This window comes from Okeania sp., from assembly GCF_035285525.1.
Taxonomy (GTDB): domain Bacteria; phylum Cyanobacteriota; class Cyanobacteriia; order Cyanobacteriales; family Microcoleaceae; genus Trichodesmium.
The window spans coordinates 78,712-99,213 of sequence record NZ_JAYKGW010000018.1; the positions used below are offsets into that span (position 1 = coordinate 78,712).

10 protein-coding genes are annotated in these 20,502 nt (G+C 35.8%); 7 read left to right on the plus strand and 3 right to left on the minus strand.

Going from position 1 to position 20,502, the window contains the following annotated elements; genetic code table 11:
- Positions 1 to 397 precede the first annotated feature (397 nt).
- The gene (locus VKJ25_RS01985) at positions 398 to 4,597 is read left to right on the plus strand and encodes a response regulator (protein ID WP_324234947.1); all 4,200 of its coding nucleotides are present in this window, start codon (positions 398 to 400) and stop codon (positions 4,595 to 4,597) included.
- Between the two features lie 461 nt (positions 4,598 to 5,058).
- Here VKJ25_RS01985 and VKJ25_RS01990 read toward each other — a convergent pair whose 3' ends face one another.
- A complete protein-coding gene (locus VKJ25_RS01990; protein ID WP_324234948.1) occupies positions 5,059 to 6,894 on the minus strand; it encodes a phospholipase D-like domain-containing protein in 1,836 nt (611 codons plus the stop codon).
- Between the two features lie 650 nt (positions 6,895 to 7,544).
- Between VKJ25_RS01990 and VKJ25_RS01995 the strand changes: the two genes are divergently transcribed.
- On the plus strand, positions 7,545 to 8,702 hold the full coding sequence (locus tag VKJ25_RS01995) for an acetyltransferase domain-containing protein (RefSeq protein ID WP_324234949.1): 1,158 nt from the start codon (positions 7,545 to 7,547) through the stop codon (positions 8,700 to 8,702).
- Between the two features lie 465 nt (positions 8,703 to 9,167).
- Positions 9,168 to 10,241 carry a YheT family hydrolase gene (locus tag VKJ25_RS02000; protein ID WP_324234950.1) on the plus strand — a complete coding sequence of 358 codons (1,074 nt, stop codon included), beginning with the start codon at positions 9,168 to 9,170 and terminating at the stop codon, positions 10,239 to 10,241.
- Between the two features lie 458 nt (positions 10,242 to 10,699).
- Here the strand turns inward: VKJ25_RS02000 and VKJ25_RS02005 are convergent, their stop codons facing one another.
- Both VKJ25_RS02005 and VKJ25_RS02010 read right to left on the minus strand, forming a co-directional pair.
- The gene (locus VKJ25_RS02005) at positions 10,700 to 12,847 is read right to left on the minus strand and encodes a serine/threonine-protein kinase (RefSeq protein WP_324234951.1); all 2,148 of its coding nucleotides are present in this window, start codon (positions 12,845 to 12,847) and stop codon (positions 10,700 to 10,702) included.
- Between the two features lie 197 nt (positions 12,848 to 13,044).
- Positions 13,045 to 13,500, minus strand: coding sequence for a GatB/YqeY domain-containing protein (locus tag VKJ25_RS02010; RefSeq protein ID WP_324234952.1), 456 nt, complete (start codon positions 13,498 to 13,500; stop codon positions 13,045 to 13,047).
- A 509-nt stretch (positions 13,501 to 14,009) separates the two neighbouring features.
- Between VKJ25_RS02010 and VKJ25_RS02015 the strand changes: the two genes are divergently transcribed.
- The 4 genes from VKJ25_RS02015 (at position 14,010) to VKJ25_RS02030 (ending at position 20,232) form a co-directional block, all read left to right on the plus strand.
- Positions 14,010 to 15,002: a ribose-phosphate pyrophosphokinase gene (locus tag VKJ25_RS02015; protein ID WP_324234959.1), complete on the plus strand. Its 993-nt coding sequence runs from the start codon at positions 14,010 to 14,012 to the stop codon at positions 15,000 to 15,002.
- 786 nt (positions 15,003 to 15,788) lie between these two features.
- Entirely contained in the window at positions 15,789 to 17,570 is a 1,782-nt protein-coding gene (locus tag VKJ25_RS02020; protein WP_324234953.1) for a DUF262 domain-containing protein, read from the plus strand.
- Positions 17,571 to 18,236: 666 nt separating this feature from the next.
- The gene (locus VKJ25_RS02025) at positions 18,237 to 18,947 is read left to right on the plus strand and encodes a PspA/IM30 family protein (RefSeq protein WP_324234954.1); all 711 of its coding nucleotides are present in this window, start codon (positions 18,237 to 18,239) and stop codon (positions 18,945 to 18,947) included.
- Between the two features lie 358 nt (positions 18,948 to 19,305).
- Positions 19,306 to 20,232, plus strand: coding sequence for a phosphate ABC transporter substrate-binding protein (locus VKJ25_RS02030; protein WP_324234955.1), 927 nt, complete (start codon positions 19,306 to 19,308; stop codon positions 20,230 to 20,232).
- Positions 20,233 to 20,502 lie beyond the last annotated feature (270 nt).

Consider the following 20,502-nt stretch of genomic DNA (forward strand, 5'->3'; position numbering starts at 1 on the left):
GTGGCTGCGTAAGTCCTGCTAAAATGAAAACCGCTGCCAAGAATGTCTAGTTCAATAGTTACACTTTAGAGGAAGAAAGGTATCCCCCTACCCCTCTTTGAAAGGCGAGAAAAAATGAAAACGGTAGGGTTTTGGTCTCCAAACCCCTAGGATATTTTCTGCCTTTGATTTTACATGGTTAATCGTTATTATTTTATGTGTTAACATTAAAAAAAATCAATTAGATAATTTTTTATATGGCAATTTTAAATTAGTGGTAACAAGTTTTACAATAGTTGATTTAACTGATAGCTGACGGCTGTTACGTTAGAGCATAGACTAATGATAAATCTTAGACTAGAAAATGTTTTTCTAACTGTTTCCTATTCCTTATTCCCTGCTATAAAAAGTTAAAAATATGAACTTTTTCCATAAAAATAACAAATCACCAAAAAATACTCATCCTAAATTTATACTAAGACCAATCTTATTAATTATATTAGGTTACTTAGGTAACTACTTCAAAATACACTTGTTTTTTGGAGTAGATTTTCTCTTCGGTAGCATCGCAAGTTTAATCGTAATTTATCTCTATGGAATTAGATGGGGTACTTTCGCAGCTTTGATTATTAGTACCCATACTTATTTTTTATGGGGTCATCCTTATGCAATTATTATTTTTACTCTAGAAGCAATGTTTGTTGGAATAATGTTAAAACGACAACATTATAAAAATATGGTTTTGCTAGATGGAATATATTGGATTTTTCTGGGGATGCCTCTAGTTGTATTATTTTATAAATTTGTGTTGGATGTAAGTACAACACAAACTATATTAATCATGTTAAAACAATCAGTTAATGGCTTTTTTAATTCTTTAGTTGCTAACTTGATTATTACTTATTTACCAATAAATAAACGGGTGGTTTTTTCTAGAGCAGAAAAATATTCTTCATTTCAACAAACTATCTTTAATTTGTTAATAGCATTTATTTTATTTCCAGCTTTAACGCTCACTATATTTAATGGAAAACATATAGTTTATACTATTGAAAGCAATATTGAACAAGATATAATAACAGCAAAAGCTCCTCTGATAAATAACTTAAAATCTTGGTATGAACAACATTTTAACGCTATAGTAGAATTGGCAAAAATAGAAAGTGAAACAGACTATCAGAAAATAGAAACTTTACAACAAATTATATCATTAATCAAAAAAACATTTCCCTCTTTTCTTAAAATCTATGTTACTGATGTTAGTGGCGACATAATTGCTGCTGAACCCGAATTTAATACATCCGGGGAATCAATGTTGAAGATAAATATAGCTGATAAGTATAATCTGAAGGAGATGGCAAAAACCCTAGAACCAAAAATTACAGATGTTCATCGAGATCGAGCTTCTGATGTACCCCATATTGGTATTGCCATACCAATAGTCAGAAATAATGAGTTTGCAGGTATGGCTTATGGTTCTCTGAATTTAAGTGAGGTTAGTAAATTTCTGACACTAAATACTGATGCAAATGGATCGCAAAAAACACAAGCAATACTCGTAGATACTAACAACTATATAATTGCTGACAGTAATTCGGTAGTGACTACGGAGCAAAAGTTCGACCTCTTGGAAACAGGAAAAGTTTCCTATCATGGAGATATTTTTCAGTGGCAACCAAAAACACCAGGAATAGCAGCAGTGAAACGCTGGAAAGAATCATTTTATGGAATGCAAGTCCAGGTAAGTGCAGATATTCCTTGGAATTTATATATTAAGCAACCCACAGGACCTTATATTAATTATTTAGATGTCAGCTACATTAGAAATCTAACGACGATGCAAATAATAGCAGTCTTAGGATTAATTGCATCAGTTTTAGTTAGCAAAAGATTAGTAGCGCCGATGTTAAAACTGGCAAAAGTAACTACAGACTTACCCCAAAAACTGCTGCTGGAATCAGCTTCTACAGATTTGCCACATAGTAGAATTGCAGAAATTAATATCTTGACTGCTAACTTTCAGTTCATGGTAATAGCATTAAAAGAAAAGTTTATAGAAATTAAGGAAACAAATGCGAGCTTAGAAAAACGAGTTGCGGAAAGAACAGAGGAACTTAAGAGTAAAAATGAAGCTTTAAGTGCAGAAATTATCCATCGTCGTCAGATAGAATCTATTTTGAATGTACAGCAAGAACGTTATGAACTGGCTGTTTCGGGGACAAATGATGGCATCTGGGATTGGGATATAGGAACAAATGAAGTTTATTACTCACCCACATGGATGAGAATTATTGGTTACGAAGACAACCCACTTCCTTATACCTTTTCTACTTGGTCAGATAATGTACACCCAGAAGATATAGAAGGAGCAATTAAAACTGTAGAAGCACACTTAGAAGGAAAAACAGATCGTTATGAGCATACCCATAGGATGAAACATAGAGATGGGTATTATATATGGATATTTGCTAAGGGTAAATGTATTTACAATGAGGAAAATCAACCTTATCGTCTGGTTGGTACAATCACAGATATTACAGCAAAGAAAGAGGCAGAAGATGAATTGAGAATAGCCAAGGAAGCAGCGGAAGTTGCTAACAGAGCTAAGAGTGAATTTCTGGCAACTATGAGTCACGAAATTAGAACTCCGATGAATGCGGTTATTGGGATGACAGGTTTACTTTTGGATACACCGCTAAATGAACAGCAGCAAGATTTTGTGGAAGTTATCCGCAATAGTGGAGATTCTTTGTTGGTTTTAATTAATGATATTCTTGACTTCTCTAAAATTGAGTCTGGGAAATTAGATTTAGAAGAACAACCTTTTAATCTCCGAGGTTGTATAGAGGAATGTTTAGACTTGTTTGCTGCCAAAGCAGCCGAAAAAAATTTAGAGCTAGCTTATTTAATAGATGCAAAAACTCCAGAAGTTATAGTTGGGGACATCACTCGCTTGCGCCAAATATTAGTTAATCTTCTCAGTAACGGGGTTAAGTTTACGGAGACTGGGGAAGTAGTTATATCAGTTAGTGCTGCACTGGAAAAACCAGATTTCAACTCTGTGAAAAACTGGTATTGCCCTCTACCCAATGAAAGTCAGTGTCCTCAACCAAATAGTTCCTGTCCTATTTTCTATAAAATACAATTCGCGGTCAAAGACACTGGTATTGGTATTGCTAAAGATCGCCAAAATCGTTTATTTAAACCTTTTAGTCAAGTTGATGCTTCCACAACTCGTCACTATGGTGGTACGGGGTTGGGGTTGGCTATCAGTAAGCGGTTAGCTGAGGTTATGGGAGGAAAAATGTGGGTGGAGAGTGAAGCAAATATTGGTTCTACTTTTTTCTTTACGATAGTATCTCCAGCTTTTCCCAATAGTTCATGTTTGGAGGAGGATAATAGAAATAAGAAATTATTACAGAATAAACATTTGTTAATTGTTGATGATAATGCTACGATTAGACAAGTGCTGACACTTCAATCAGGAAATCTGGGCATGGTTTCCCAAGCTGTAAGTGGTGGGGAAGAAGCGCTCGACATCTTAAAGTCAGGGGAGAAATTTGATGTTGCTATTTTAGATATACGAATGCCGCGAATGGATGGTATCAGTCTAGCTAGGGAAATTCGTCAGCTACCACCTTTTGAAAAATTGCCTTTAGTTTTTGTTAGTTCTCTAGGTGAGATAGAATCTGCAAATATTACGGCTAATATTGATTCTTCTGTTTATCTAAATAAACCAATTAAGCAATCTCAACTTGAGAAAATTTTAATCGGAATATTAACAGGAAATGTGGTTGATAGTACCCGAAAAATTGAACTTGAATCAAATGTTAAGTTGGCAGAAACATTACCTCTGAAAATTCTCTTAGCTGAGGATAATGTGGTTAACCAAAAAGTAGCAGTTAATATTCTGAAAAATTTAGGGTATCGAGCTGATATTGTTGCTAATGGTTTTGAGGTTTTAGTAGCTTTACATCGTCAGTTTTATGATGTAGTTTTGATGGATGTACAAATGCCAGAAATGGATGGTTTAAGTGCTACACAGCACATTTGTTCTGAATGGGTAAAAGAGGAACGCCCCCGCATTATTGCCATGACTGCTAATGCTATGCAAGGCGATCGCGAAAAGTGCTTAAATGCTGGCATGGATGACTATATTACGAAACCAGTTCGCCGAGAAGCATTGATTACAGCTTTAAGTAAATGTAGTGCTTTACAAAAGGAAATAGTTAAAGCAGAAAAAGTAGATATAACGGAATCAGAAGAGGCGGTGGATACAGGAGTGTTGGAAGAGTTGAAGGAGATGGCAGGAAATGATTCGGAAATGGTTGTTGAAATCATAGATTGTTATTTGGAAGATTCACCTAAACTTTTGGATGAAATTAGTCAAGCAGTTCAAGAAAAGGATTCAGAATTATTACGAACGTCTGCTCACAGCATGAAGTCTAGTAGTGCTTCTGTTGGTGCTATCAAGTTGTCTCAGTTTTGTAAGAAATTAGAATATATAGGACGTGGGGGAACTACAGAGGGAGCAAATGTAATTTTCTCTGAAGCTAAGGAAGAATATGTAAGAGTTGAGGCTGCTTTACGAAATGAACTTTTAATAATGAATAATTAATAATTAATAATTAATAATTGGGGTTTATTTCTCGTCTAAAAAGAAACCCGGTTTCTAGCTTGGAAACCGGGTTTCTAGATGTAGGTTGGGTTAATGAATAATTAATAATTGGGGTTTATTTCTTGTCTAAAAAGAAACCCGGTTTATTTGAGAAACTGGGTTTCTAGATGTAGGTTGGGTTGAGGAACGAAACAAGGGCAAAAATCTAATGAATCATGAATAGTTGGGGTTTATTTCTTGTCTAAAAAGAAACCGGGTTTCTAGATGTAGGTTGGGTTGAGGAACGAAACAAGGGCAAAAATCTAATGAATCATGAATAGTTGGGGTTTATTTCTTGTCTAAAAAAAACCGGGTTTCTAGCTTGTGTATTAAAAAATTATACCCGATGTCTCGCCAAGCCAAGGATTTCAATCCTTGACTAATAGCTTAAGTCATCTTGAGATTACTAAATTATTTATCTGTCATTGTATAAATTCTTCTGGTGTGTCTGTTGCAGAAATTTCTAAACGGATAAATTCTGCCCATGCTGCCTCATTTAATAAGTTTAATGCTGCTTGACGATTTTGACGAGCGATCGCTTCTACAACCCCTCGCCATCTCAACCTTAAATCTTCTATATTTTCATCTGATTTATTAACTATATTTAACCAAGAAATTGCTTTCTCAAAAATCGGCTCATCAGGAGAAATTTGTTGAGAATTTAATCCATGAATAACTATTTTTAACCACACTGGAAAAAGTTCAATCCAATTATGATATTGTAATTTTTTTAGTGCTATTTCTGCCATATTTAAAGCACCCCAAATACAAATAGATTTAATAGCTAAATTAATATCTTGATTTGCAACTGCGGACTCCCATAATTTCTCAGCATGAGATTGAAATCTAGCTTGTAAATATTCATAAGCTGGCATAACACTGTCAACACTTGTGACTTTATAAACTGTCTCTCCGCGAAAACCTCTATCTCCTCGATAGGAAAGCCAATTATGAGAACCTGATAAATGAACTTTTTTATCGACTAATACTTCCTTAGCATGAGAATTTCCTAACCAAAATATCTGAGCTGCTGGTAAATCTTCAGGGGTTCTAATTGTTAATAATTTTTCCTCAATTTCCGGCGATATTGGTTTAGTTTCTGCTTCTTGTTTTTCGGCAATTCCATATCCGATTAAAATCCATACTCCATTATTTGCTAGCTTTTGTAAAAGTTGAATAAATTGCTGATCTACTACTTCCTCCGTCACCCAAGGAGAGTATATTAAAATCTGTTGAGTTGCTGCTTTGAGAGTAGATAAAAACTCTGGTCTAATTTGGCGATCGCGTAACAAGATAAATTCAGAATTTTTTGGTAAAGTTTTTCTGCCTTTCTCTCTAGTTTTTTTAATTATTTCATTTCCTTGTTGGCGAATTTTTTCTAGTCTTTCCTCAACTTTTTGGTTTTTTATTTCTAAAATTGATTCAGTTTGAAAAGCTATAGATTCAGAAGATAAACCAAATAATTCATTGAACAAAATTTCTCCCGATTCTACCATTTCTTGTAATTGATTTGATACCTGTTCTAAAATTTTATTTTCTTCTCTTGCTTGTAAAATTAATTTTTCTTCAATCACATCAAATATGACGAAAATAGAAATAGTTTTCCAGGCAATCTTTTCCGCATCTTTATCCACAGAAAAATCTGTAATTATTTGTCCTGATTCTGGTAAATGCAGACCTAAATTAGAATCTAAAATTTTGGTTCGTAGTTCTGCAATAGTCAAATTAGCAATATCAATAATTGTATTTTCAAAGGTTATAAAATCTACTAAATTTGGTAGTTCTAGAGATTTAGATGTTAAAGCCGAAAGTCGCCAATTAATTTCTGGAGAAAGAGAATTAGTAATAGCATAAATAAGTTTACTTTCTGGTGGTTGTGGCAAAGAACCTTTGCCATAAAAATCTTTCCCTTCAGAAGTTACCCTAATTCTAGAATCTGGTGGTATTATAGTTAAAGTTTGTAGAAATTTCAGAGTATTAGTAGTGTTTTGAATAAATATAGGGTCTAACTTCAGTATTTGGGCTAATTCTACTTCAGTTGGTGGGGGATTAAACTCAATACTTGCTCTGAGAATAAATTCCTCTAGAATATTGAAATCTCGTTCTTTAGTAATTTCAATTTGTACCGGAGTTTGATATAGTTGATAACAGAATTGACGGGCAGCAAAAACTGATAACCCAGGGCTATCTTTTTCGATTTTATCAGATAAACTATTTAATTCAGGGTCGATGTATTTAGTAGAAGATTCTAGAAACATTTTTAATAATTAATAATTACCTATTTTTATCAAGAAGAGGATTGACTAAAAGGAATTTAGAGACTAAACTCCTATATGTATTAATTATCCATTATCCACAGGACTTACCCATAAATATTTGGTATAGACAAATTCCATTTGCCCTCTTCAAGATAGGTTACTATTTCAGAATTTGCATAAATTCTAAAATCTATTATCAAAATAAGTATTATTTTGGGGTTGACAATTCGTGGGGTTAAGGTTAGTATTAGGACTTACACAAGACCGCTATATCTAGTAGGGGCGAACGGCCGTTCGCCCCTACAAATGGCGTATAATTTGATATTTTGCGTAAGTCCTGAGTATTAAAAGTAAGTATGACGGTGTTAAGACCCTTGACGAATGAATATTGGCTAGTTTTTGGTCATTTGTCGTAGCTTAGGGCTGGTTATAAGGTGGTTTTTTATCTTTGTATGGTATCCCAGATACACGGCTCCCAGAATCGCTGAAATGCTGATTATTTCCTTGTTTTTGGCTATAATATTTGAGTTAATGCTGATAGCGGAATTAATGAAAACATAAGGAAACCTTAGAAACCCAGTTTCTTCAAGAAACCGGGTTTCTGGGTCTAGTCCTTCATCCAAAGCAGAATTAAACGAAGAAAACTCCGTATGCCACGAGTAATATCAATTGACATTTTGCGTGGATTCGTAATGGTGCTAATGGTATTAGATCATGTGCGAATATTTTTCTCTAATGCTAACTTTGATCCTTTAGACCTTACCCAGTCAAACGTTCCTCTATTTCTCACCCGATGGGTGACTCATCTGTGCGCTCCCACATTCATTTTTCTAGCAGGAATAGGAGCTTATCTCTCTCTCAAACGTGGCAAAACCAAACAACAACTTTTTCAATTTTTGTTGCTGCGAGGATGTTGGTTTATTTTTTTAGATTTAACAGTCGTGCGTTTTAGTTGGAGGTTTAACCTGACAGACATTTTTTCTGTTGCTGGAGTATTATGGGCGATCGCTTGGTCTATGATTTTTTTAGCAGCAATAATTTATCTCCCTACTCGGATAATAGCAGCGATCGGAATTTTGCTAGTAGTCGGACATAATCTTTTTGATAACATACAAGCAGAACAATTAGGAAATATTGGTTGGTTATGGACAATACTCCACGAACGCAACATGATTGAACCAATACCTGGGTTTCGTTTATTTATTCTCTATCCTCTAATTCCTTGGATTGGAGTTATCGCATTAGGTTACGCTTTCGGAAAATTGTTTGAAATAGAAAAAATTAGGCGACTTCAGCTATTAAGAAAAATAGGTTTAAGTATGATAATTGCTTTTATTATCATTCGAGGCATTAACATTTATGGCGACCCCAATCCTTGGTCAATTCAATCTAACTTTCCTGATACCTTACTATCCTTTATCAACTGCCATAAATATCCACCCTCTTTCTTGTATTTATTAATAACACTTGGTCTAGCAATTATATTACTTTATTTTTTAGAAAGAACAAAAATAAATTATTATTTAAAGCCATTAATTATCTTAGGTCAAGAACCATTATTTTTTTATATTATCCACGTTTATCTAATTCATTTAACCGCTATTTTATTTGCCTTTTCTAGATATGTTATAAGACTTTTTACTTTCTCTCACTCAGGAATGAGTTTGGAGATAAAAGCTGTTCAGTATAATTTGCCAATGGTTTATTTAATTTCGATATTAATAACTCTGATTTTGTATATTATTTGTAATTATTTCACTAAATATAAGAAAAAGCACCGAGGTAAATGGTGGTTAAATTACCTATAAAGAGGAGAGGGAATAGACATCTCCAGAAAAGAGGCAATAGGTATGGAGGCAATGGGCAATAGGAAAAAAGAATTGATAATTTCTGTACGATAATTGATTTGATTTTTTATTTTTGGAGATGTCTAATTAAAAAAACTCTCTATTGCCAGAAGTGCTACTGATAACTGATAACTGATAACTGTAAAAAAACTCCCTATTGCCAGAACTTCTACTGATAACTAAAATGCCCACCTTACAAAGGTTTTATATTTGTATTTTATAGAGTTGCCATCTTCTATAATAGAAAACCCAAATAGTTAACTATAGCAATCCTAAATAGTAGACTGACACAGCTAATGAGTGTGCATTAGTAGAATAGGGAAGCAAAGTTTTTGTTGGGTTGAGGAACGAAACCCAACCTACATCTAACTGATGATATACTATTACCTTAACAAAATTAAGCTTTATGAGACTCACATTAAATTTATGGGTAATCCTTCTTATGCTCCCCCGTGGTTCCTAAAAAATGGTTTAGCAATGACTCTTTATGCAGCATTTTGGATACCTCGTTTTTGGGAAGAGACCACTAAATTTCCAAAACCTCCTTACCAAGACACAATTTTTATTGGTGCAAATGATGTGCCAATTTATGGTTGGATGGCTATTCCAGAAAACCCAAAAGGTACAATTATTGGAACTTATGGAATTACAGGAGAACTTGATAATCAATGGTTCTTAAAACTATTAGGACGTAAAGCTTATGCTCAAGGTTATGCCGTTATTTTATTTGATTGGCGTGCCCATGGTAGGACGGCATTATTATCACCAGCTCTAACTTCTGATGGGATTTATGAAGGAAGAGATTTTGTACATATTGCGGCTCAAGCAAAAGTAATGGGTTGCCCACCAAATTTTTGGTTTGCGGCCTATTCTTTGGGAGGACAACTAGCACTTTGGGGGGCAAAAGCCGCAGAAAATCTAGCTCCAGAATTAGGACTAACAGAAACAGATATTGGTGGTTCTGTAGTTATTTGTCCTAGTCTAGAAGCTCATCGTTCTCTCTCTTATTTAGACAGTTCTCCTTTAGGAAGACACTTGGATAAAGGAATTACTAAAAACCTGAAAAAATTAGCTTGGTCAATTCACGAACATCATCCAGATTTTATCAATCCAGAAGCAATTGAACGGGCTAATTCTATCCGTAAATTTGATGAAGAATTTATTATAACAGAATTAGGTTTTCCATCAACAGAAGCTTACTATCAAGCAACAAGTCCTTTATATTTTTTACCTCATCTTCAGAAAAAAACATTGATTATCTATGCAGAAGATGATCCATTATTTGACCCAACAATTGTACCAGATTTAAAAGCTGCTTGTAAAAATAATTCTGCTATAGATTTAATTTTAACTTCTTATGGTGGTCATGTGGCTCATGTTAGTAATAAATCATGTCAAAAAAGTGCGGAAGATCCAGATATTTGGTGGGCATGGAATCGAGTTTTTGAATGGATAAAACAACATGAAACATCAGCGTTAACTACTCCAGTTGCTGTCTAATAGTAAGCATTTCCTGTGGAATGGGCTCGCATTCAGCTATTAGCTATCAGTAATAAGACGCTGTTTTTGGTAGAGTCAAGACTTACGCAAAGCAATCAATAAACCGATTAAGACTGTAGGGGTTTGGTCTCCAAACCCTCTACAAACCAGGAATACATGAGATCGCATTTGAGATAATGTCCGCTAGCATTGGTTTTGTATAGAGAAGGTAAGGAAGAAGGAAGAAGGAAGAAAGAAGAAGCTTTAAGAGAAGAAAAAAACTTTAAAAAAGGTAGATATTTCTCCAATTTTTACACAAACGATACCAATGGACATGATATTATCAGGACTTACGCACGCGCAACGCAATTTTTCCGATACGAGCGACAGCGTTTCGCTGCGCGACATGAAGGGGTCGCTGTCCGTCAGGATAGCAATCTCAAACCCCTATTTTTCCTACCTCATGGCTTTAGTCCTAATTATTCCTTTGCAGGTTTATTTATTTGCTCAGATAAAGTTGATGTGGGAAATGGTTTGACTACAGACTTTTTGGAAGGTTTATTGAATGGTGCGGGTGTAGGAGAATCTGTGGGTTCTGGTTCCGTAGTTGGAGTCGGAGAATTTGTGGGTTCTGGTTCCGTAGTTGGAGTCGGAGAATTTGTGGGTTTCGGTTCCGTAGTTGGAGTCGGAGAATTTGTGGGTTTCGGTTCCGTAGTTGGAGTCGGAGAATTTGTGGGTTTCGGTTCCGTAGTTGGAGTTGGAGAATTTGTGGGTTTCGGTTCCGTAGTTGGAGTTGGAGAATTTGTGGGTTTCGGTTCCGTAGTTGGAGTCGGAGAATTTGTGGGTTTCGGTTCCGTAGTTGGAGTTGGAGAATTTGTAGGTTTCGGTTCTGTAGTTGGAGTTGGAGAATTTGTAGGTTTCGGTTCTGTAGTTGGAGTTGGAGAATTTGTAGGTTTCGGTTCTGTAGTTGGAGTAAATTGCGGTATAGGATTAGTTAAATCAATATCTAACTTGTAGTCAGTACCAGACAAACCAGGTAAAGGACTCAGAATAATTTTGTAGTCACCATCTATAGGTAAAATTCCTTTCCAATTAGATACTTTTTCAGAGATTCCATCCATTCCCTCCCCATCCGCTCTCAATAAACTCATCAATACCCCTTCTCCAGTCACTAATAAACTCAACTTTTGCCCCTGACTCCCAGAAATTATATAGCTAACAGTTTCATTTCCTTTCAAATTACCCTCAATAGATATAGGTTCCCCTGGTAATAATAGATCGAGACGTTCCTCTGAGGTCTCTAACTTCGGTGGAGTTTCAACAACAGAAGGAGTTTCTGTGATGGTTTCTGGTGTTGGGGATGGTACAGGAATAATTGATTCTGGTGGCAAAGTAGGCGATCGTGATGATTGAGCTGTTGGAGATGGAGATAATGGAGATGGAAATGATGGTGATGGAAATGACGGTGATGGAAATGATGGTGATGAAGATGGTGATGAAGTAATAGTTGGTAAATTTGGTACTGGACTGGGATTAATTTCAGTTACTTCCTCAACTTCAGGTTGTTGTTTGCGCTTGAGGAGCAAATTAACTGTACCCCAAGAAACCACCCCAGATAATAAAACTAATATTACTATTAAAGCAACTGCACTCCACTTATGATGATCGAAAAGGCTATCATTATCAGTATTAAAATTTTGATTTGAACCTACAACTACTGTCCCCACTTGAGAGAGAGAAGAGTTATTTGCTGCTTGGTTAATAGTAGGTGGTTGCTGAGACTTAACACTAGGTAATGTTGCCAAATCTTTCTCTAACTCTGTGACAGACTGATAGCGATCGCCTGGTTGATGACTTAACATTTTATTGATAATCTCAGCTAACTCTGGACTAACTGCTACCCACCGTTGCCAATCCCATTTTAATGTAGTTTGATCGATTAATACTTGGGGATCTTTGCCAGTCAATAGCACAACTATTGTAACTGCTAAAGCATATAGATCGCTACTTGCTGTTGCTCTTCCCAGTTGAATTTGTTCCCAAGGAGCGTAACCAACTTTTCCCACATTTGTCATTTCTACTGTTAAGTCAGGAGATTGAACTTTTGTTGCTATTTCCTTAACTACACCAAAATCTATTAATACTGGCATTTGGTCGGTTTCACGTCTGATAATATTGTCTGGAGATATGTCTCGGTGAACGATCCCAAAATTATGAATATGAGCTAGTACGGGTAATATTTGTGCTAAAAAAGTTAGCACTTCTGCTTCTGAGAACAAATTACTTGTCTGTTGACGCTCCTGTAATATAGTTCGATAGGTTTTGCCTACAACATAATCTTGTAATAAAAAAAGCCGTTGATTTTCTTCAAAGGTAGCTCTAAATTTCGGAATTTGGGGATGTTCAATTTGGTAGAGAATCGCTGCTTCTCTGGCAAATAGTTCTTGAGATTTTGCTACCACATTAGCATTTGTCTGTTGGGGAATAAATTCTTTGATGGCACAAAGTTCATTAAAACGACCTGTATCTTCCGCTAGATAGGTACGACTAAATCCACCTTGACCTAAAATACTAATTAAGCGATAGCGGTTTTGCAGAATTGTACCAATGGGAATAGGTAATTGCATAATAAATAATAATAGGTTTAATTTAAGATATTTGTTACAGAAATTATAAATAGATTGTCAGATTTTATGGTATAGATTTGGAGACTAAACCCCTACAGTTTTTTCTGACAAATGATTTCTGATGGCTATATTGGCTACTACTAAATGCTGAATAAGCTAATACGCACTTTTAAATGCGTATTAAACAAATTGAACTTTTAATTTAGCTTGCTCTTTACCATTTCTTGAACTTTTTTACCATCGGCCTTACCTTTCAACTTCTGCATTGCTGGACCCATAACTTTACCCATATCTTTAGCAGAACTAGCTCCTACCTGGACAATAATCTCATCTATTATTTGAGCAACCTCATCATCCGATAACTGTTTTGGCAGATATTCCTCAAGAATGGCCAATTCGGCCGCTTCTTGATCGGCCAATTCTTGACGACCTACTTGACTATATTGCTCTATAGAATCCCGACGTTGTTTGGCCAATCTGGCTAAGATATCCATTTCTTGAGTTTCTGTCAGAGAGTCCTTTCCAGCAGCTCTAGCATTTGATTCCTCCTCCAGAATAACTTTTTTGATGCTACGAACTGTCTCCAGACGTACCTTGTCTTTGGCCTTCATCGCAGCTTTAATGTCCTCTGTAATTTTGTCCTTTAAACTCATAATCCAATTCTGATAACAACTAACTCTAAAATCATGGCATAAATCATCGTTATAGGTGGGAACAGGGAACAGTTAAAAGTGTTTCCCAGTCTAAGATTCATTATTAGTCCATGTCCTAACCGCCCAGGCAGTTGCTATAAGAGAGGGAAGAGGGTCTGAAGTGTGTGAAGTGTGCGAGGTGTGGGAGCTGTGGGAGCTGTGGGAGCTGTGGGAGCTGTGGGGAGTGTGGGAAGAATAATTATTCCTTCCTCTACTTTTTTTCTACTAAGTCTCACCGTTAAACCCGAAATAATTTATCATAAAAATAGCCTTTGCTGAAGAGAGTTTAAAATTTTCAAAGAGTTCTTGATTTTTATTACTAAATGTTTCATAATAGTAAGATTAATTAGAATAAAAATTATCAATAATATTGCTGATCAAATAATCTTTGTATAGATAAAAAAAAGGGAAGATTTTTTCGGTTTAAGATGATAAGATCACAGTGAATAAAAGTGCTACGAGGGTTTGCCGTGATCAATGTTACTTTACCAATTCAGGCTCCTGTGTCTGTTATTGCAAACGATCATAATCGACTAAGACTTTTTTCCGGTTCTGCTAACGTTCCTCTATCTACGGAAGTAGCTAGATATCTAGGTTTAGACTTAGGTCCAATGGTGCGTAAGCGCTTTGCTGATGGAGAACTCTATGTTCAAATTCAGGAATCAATTAGAGGCTGTGATGTCTATCTAATTCAGCCTAGTTGTCATCCAGTTAATGACAACCTCATGGAATTATTAATAATGATCGATGCTTGTCGTCGAGCTTCTGCTAGGCAAATTACCGCAGTCATTCCTTACTATGGTTATGCTAGGGCAGACCGGAAAACTGCTGGACGAGAGTCAATTACTGCCAAATTAGTGGCCAATTTAATTACTGAGGCAGGAGCTAATCGCATTCTCGCAATGGATTTACATTCAGCTCAGATTCAGGGTTATTTTGATATTCCCTTGGATCATGTTTATGGTTCACCAGTAATTTTAGATTACTTAACAAGAAAGAATTTATCAGACATTGTGGTTGTTTCTCCCGATGTAGGTGGGGTAGCGAGAGCCAGAGCTTTTGCTAAAAAATTAAATGATGCTCCTTTGGCAATTATAGATAAACGTCGCCAAACTCATAATGTGGCAGAGGTTTTGAATGTCATTGGAGATATTAAGAACAAAACTGCCGTTCTAGTAGATGACATGATTGATACAGCTGGGACTATTTGTGAAGGTGGGCGAATTTTGCGCGAACATGGGGCACGACAAGTTTATGCTTGTGCTACCCATGCTGTATTTTCACCACCAGCTATTGAGCGTCTTTCTAGGGGAATATTTGAAGAGGTGATTGTTACTAATACTATCCCATTGAATCAAAAAAATATGTTTCCTCAACTGACAATTCTTTCCGTTGCCAATTTATTGGGTGAAACTATTTGGCGCATTCACGAAGATACTTCAGTTAGTAGTATGTTTCGCTAGAATGGCCGATTTTTAGTCACTACATATTTCTTCTCAAGACAATACTTTAAGAAGAATGATGAGTGTAAAATCTTTAGAAAGATTTAATCAAGATAAAATTTTGGCGAAGTTGATTAGTTGATTAAAAAATAAGGTCTCAAGCCTCTGGCTACAGCCAGAGGTACTGATACAGTGGATTCCACTTTGGTGAGGTACAACTCATTGTAATTCTGAATATACGTATTAGGACTTACCAAAAAATGAGGGTATGTGCCTCCCCTTTTAAGGGGATGAAAAAGCGGTCGTCAGCGGAGCTTCCCGAAGGGTGAGATGGATGAGTTCTCTAACCATATCTAATCGACCAAGAGAAATGTTTAACACGGTTCCCGAGAAATCAGTATTTCAAGCCTCCGACTTGAGTCGAAGGTTCGCTCTCTACTGATAACTAAAATGACGCATATACCATAAATATAGCGCTTAAAACTATAGCGCTATAGTTTTTGGACTCTATATTATAGTATCTTGTGTATTTCATATACCTGGAATCTGCTTTCAGCAATTAACAATGAAAAATTAATAATTAATAATTACCTCTTCTTAAAAGAAGGGGATTGACTAAAAGGAAAATTTTTTATTTATCCCCTATCTAAGGGGAGGCTTCAAGGCATGAATTGTTGAATAGTTAATAATTAATTATTAACTATTAATTGTTTGGTAACTGATAACTGATAACTGAAATGACAGTAGGGTTTTGCTTCAGCAACTCTACTGTTAATATTTGAGGCATTTTTTAAGGGGTAATATTATATGCCAACTATCGAATCTCAAGACATGACTTTAGAAAAGTTATTTGATGAATTTTATGTTATTCCTGACTATCAACGGGAGTATGTTTGGGAAGCAAAAGAGGTAAATGAATTTATTCAAGACATTTATGAAGAATTTTCTGAACAAACTCAAAACACCTATTCTGAGTATTTTATTGGCAGTATAATAGTTTGTAGTCGTGGGGAAAAATTTTATGAAGTAATTGATGGACAGCAACGGATGACTACTGCTTATTTAGTTCTTTGTGCAATTCGAGATTATTTATTAACTATTAATCCTTATGAACGCATTGAAGCATTAAAAAATAAGATTGCTGCTTTGTATACCGATAACTGGGGTAACGATCAGTTTCGACATAGAGTAGAACTGCAATATGAGGAAAGTCGAGGAATATTAGAAAATATTGCTCTACAAGTAGAGTTGGAAATGCTCTCTCCTACTCGTTCTGTGAAAAATATTCAGAATGCTTATGTTGAAATTAGGAATTTTCTTTTTGACAAGTTTGAAATAGATAAATTTACTGTTTCTAATCTGAAAAAATTTTACGCATATTTTCTCAAAAATGTTAAATTAATTCGAGTGAAAACAGCTAGTGTTTCCCATGCTTTGAAAATCTATTCGACTCTAAATCATCGTGGTTTACCTCTAGATGATATGGATTTATTGAAAAATCTAATTTTTGCTAAAGCCAAACAAACAAATTATGACAAAATTAAAGATAAATGGAAAAAAATTATAGATTTGCTCTATGATTCTCAAGAAAAACCAATGCGTTTTTTGCGTTATTTTATCTTAGCTAAATATGCAGAAGATGGAAATTATATTTCTGAAAAAGAAGTTTATGATTGGTTTCTGAATAATGAATCTTTATGCGGATATAAAACAGAACCAATTCGATTTGTGAATAGTTTACTTACCTCAGCTCAAGCTTATGTAGAATTTTTAGCAGGTAATAATATTGATGGAAGTGTTAATCGTTATTTGGTAAATATTCGTAATTTAAGTGTAAATGTAAGACAACATTTAATTTTACTTTTAGCTGTGAATAAATTGCCTCAAAATTGTTTTATTGAGTTATGTAGACAAGTAGAAAATTTATTATTTTTGGCAATGTTGACTAGCGATCGCAATCAAAAAGCATTTGATGGAATGATTCTGAAATGGGCAAGTGAATTGCGTCAAGTTATTACAGAAGAAGATTTTAATCGGTTTATAAAGAACCATATTATTCCTAATAAACAGCGAGTAGCAGAGAAATTTGAGCAAGCATTTTATAAACTAAATAAATCATCATTCCAGCTCTATAAAATTAAATATATTTTGGCAAAATTAACACAATATATTGATGAAAATGCTTGGGGAAGTGGAGGGGGAATTAATGATTTAAGAAATTATATTTTCAAACTAGAATTAGAAGAAATTTTGCCAGAAGTTCCAACAAAAGAAATAGCTACAGAATTTGATAAACCCAAGGAAATAGAAAGTTATAGTAAACGTTTAGGAAATCTAACTTTATTAGAAAGTTCGATTAAATCTGCTATTTATAATGCTAGTTTTACCGAGAAAAAATCAGGCTATACAAAGTCAAGATTTTTGTTAACTAGAACTATTGCTGAAGAAATTTCGGTTGGGGAAAATACAAGTATAGATTTAGCAGTAGAAAATTTAAAGACATTTGAAAAATGGGATTCTCAAACAATAGAAACTCGTCAGAAAATGTTGACCAAATTAGCTAAAAAAGTTTGGGATGTTCCTGAGTAGTTGATTGTTTCATCTTGTAGCGGTTTTCATTACGGTTCCCGATAAATCAGTAAACCACAGTAGGGACGTTCCATAAGGGGGTTCCTACAATATTTTGGTTATGACGATGTGGTTCATCGAGAGTGAAAACCGCTGTAAATAGTACAGGACTTACGCAAAGGTACTATACATAGATTTAAAAAACTATTGTACAATAGTTTTAAGCACCATATCTAGGGTTGCTGCGTAAGTCCTGTATTACATTACTTTTTGGTTGTGGCTAGACAAGGAAGACAATCTGTAAGCATTCAGACGTCAGCTATCAGCTATCAGCTATCAGCTATTGCTTTTATAGCGCTGTACGCAGGAAACAGGGAGAATGAATCGCCGATAATATAAGGCTTTTAGCTATTGGACAGCTCCTGCAATTTGTAAATATACCAGCGCTCATTGCTATAGCTATCCTGCTTCTAATAGGGGCGCATTTCGTCCTAAGTTAACAGGACTAAAGCCATGAGGTAAGAAGAACAGGGGTTTGAGATTGCTTCCTGTTGTCGTATCGGACAAAAATACGTTGCAGTTGCGTAAGTCCTAAGTTAATTTAAGGTTAAAGAAAAGTCAGATTGATAAAGAATGTGTTATGCTCGATAATAAACTTCTAATAATATAGAAAATGGCAGGAAGGATATGAAAAAAGTTCTCTACTGGGTCATGGGCGAAAAAGCAGGAAGGGCGATCGTCGGCAGTTGGAATTGGCTATGGGGCATTCCTACTGAGTCTGGCGGTCGAGTTTCAGTAGAAGTTGCAGAAGAATCTATACGTTCTATGCAAGAATCAGTCCAAAAGCTAGCAACTGCCGTTGCTACTCAAGTTAGTGCTTATGAACGGGCTAAACAAAAATATGAGGCCAAGGTCAAGGAGATGCAGGGTTTTGAGCAGCAAGCAATGATGGCTCAAGGCAAAGGTAACGAAGAAGCTGCCCGTCTGGCAATGACTAAGGTCATTCAAACAGAACAAATTTTACCCCAGTTAGAAGCACAAGTTTTGCAGGCAGAAAAGTATGTCGAAGTTTCTAAAGATAAGCTCAAACGAGAGCGACAAAAGCTGGAAGAATATAAGACAGATCTGAGTAATATGAAAGATATGCAGGAAATTAATAAAGCTTTGGGAGAGATGAGCAAAGTTAATAACGATTTGAATATTGATTCTGCCCGCTCTCAGTTTGAGCAAGCTAAAAATGCTTTGGAGCGTCGGAACCTGCAACAAAATAGTTTGGCAGAACTTTCAGAAGACCCTACAGAAAAACTAAAAGCAGATTTGGATAATATGGTTGTAGATGATGAAGTGAGTCGTCGTCTACAAATGATGAATGATTCTCAAAAATTACCACGAGAATAATATTTGAGTTGAGCAGTTGAGGATAGGTGTATAAGTTGGAAAACTATAGCACTATAGTTTTGGAATCCCATATCATTATATGTAATATCTTACCGTAAGTCCTAAAGGAAGAAAATAAATAGGACTTACCTCGGAGGAACCCAGAAACCCGGTTTCTCCGAGAAACCGGGTTTCTTTGTCAGAACTAAAGCCATGAGGAACGCAATGTCAACTTTGAGATGAAAATAAACAGGACTTACCTCGGAGGAACCTAGAAACCAGGTTTCCTTGAGAAACCTGGTTTCTTTGTATAAGTCCTAAAATGAAACAATCAAACGATCGCTAATTATACAGAAAAAAAAATAAGGAGGAAAAATTTATGGCTAAACGTAGCGGACCACCACCAATTGTATTTATCCTAGCATTTTTGCTCATCGCAGGTGGAGGTTATTGGTTCTGGAAAAATAAGCAGTCAGGACAAACAGCTAATAACACTCAGCCAGCAGAAACTCAAACCACAACCCAGTCAGCAGAAACTCAAACCACCACAACAACTACCACCAATGCTTTTACCTTACCAACTAATGTTCCCAGCGGTACGGTAGTTCGGGTAGATGGTTCTACAAGCATGGTGACGATCAACCAAAACCTCAAAGCTGGTTTCGAGAAACAGTTCCCCAATACTACTGTTGCTACTAGCGCTAGAGGTTCCGGTGCAGGAATTAAAGATTTGTTAGCGGGTAATTTGGATGTCGCAGCTTCCTCCCGTCCTCTGACTGCGGAAGAGCAAGGTCAAGGTTTGGAAGCAGTACCTGTGGCTCTGGATAAAATTGCAATTGTGGTAGGAATTAATAATCCTTTTAATGGCAGTTTGACTCCCAACCAAGTGAAGGCTATTTTTCAAGGGCAAATTACTAATTGGTCTGATGTGGGGGGTCCTAATGCTCAGATTCGGGTAATTAACCGACCTACTGTCAGTGGTACTCATCAATCTTTTCAAGAAATGGTGTTAAATGGGGAGAGTTTTGGCAATAGTGCTAATATCACCACATTAGAGAGAGATGCAACGACTCCCTTGTTGAGAGCTTTGGAAAATGATGGCATTGGTTATGCTACTTTTGCTCAAGTGCAAAATCAACAAACAGTGCGCTCGCTTCCTATCAACAGTTTGAACCCTGATTCTGCAACTTATCCGTTGAGTCGTCAGTTATTTTATGTTTATAAAAATCCTCCGACTCAAGCAGCTAAAGATTTCTTAGGTTATGCTACTTCCAGTCAAGGGCAAGAAGCAGTTTTTGAGGACTAGGCAGTGACAGGGGTGAACTGACACAACTAAAAACTTAGTAGAGCGACACATCTATTTTAGCTGTGTCGGCTTACTACTATTGCAGCATTTAATCTGTGTAGTCTAGTAGTTTAAGCGATCGCTATTCCCAACCTTACTATTGTGCAATAGTTTAGTAGGGTGGTTACTTACGACTTAAATCCAGACTATGAAATGGATTTGGTAATTCGTAAGTCGGCACCATTATGTGTTATTCCATCACTATAGTACATCTGATTCTTACGGTGCGTT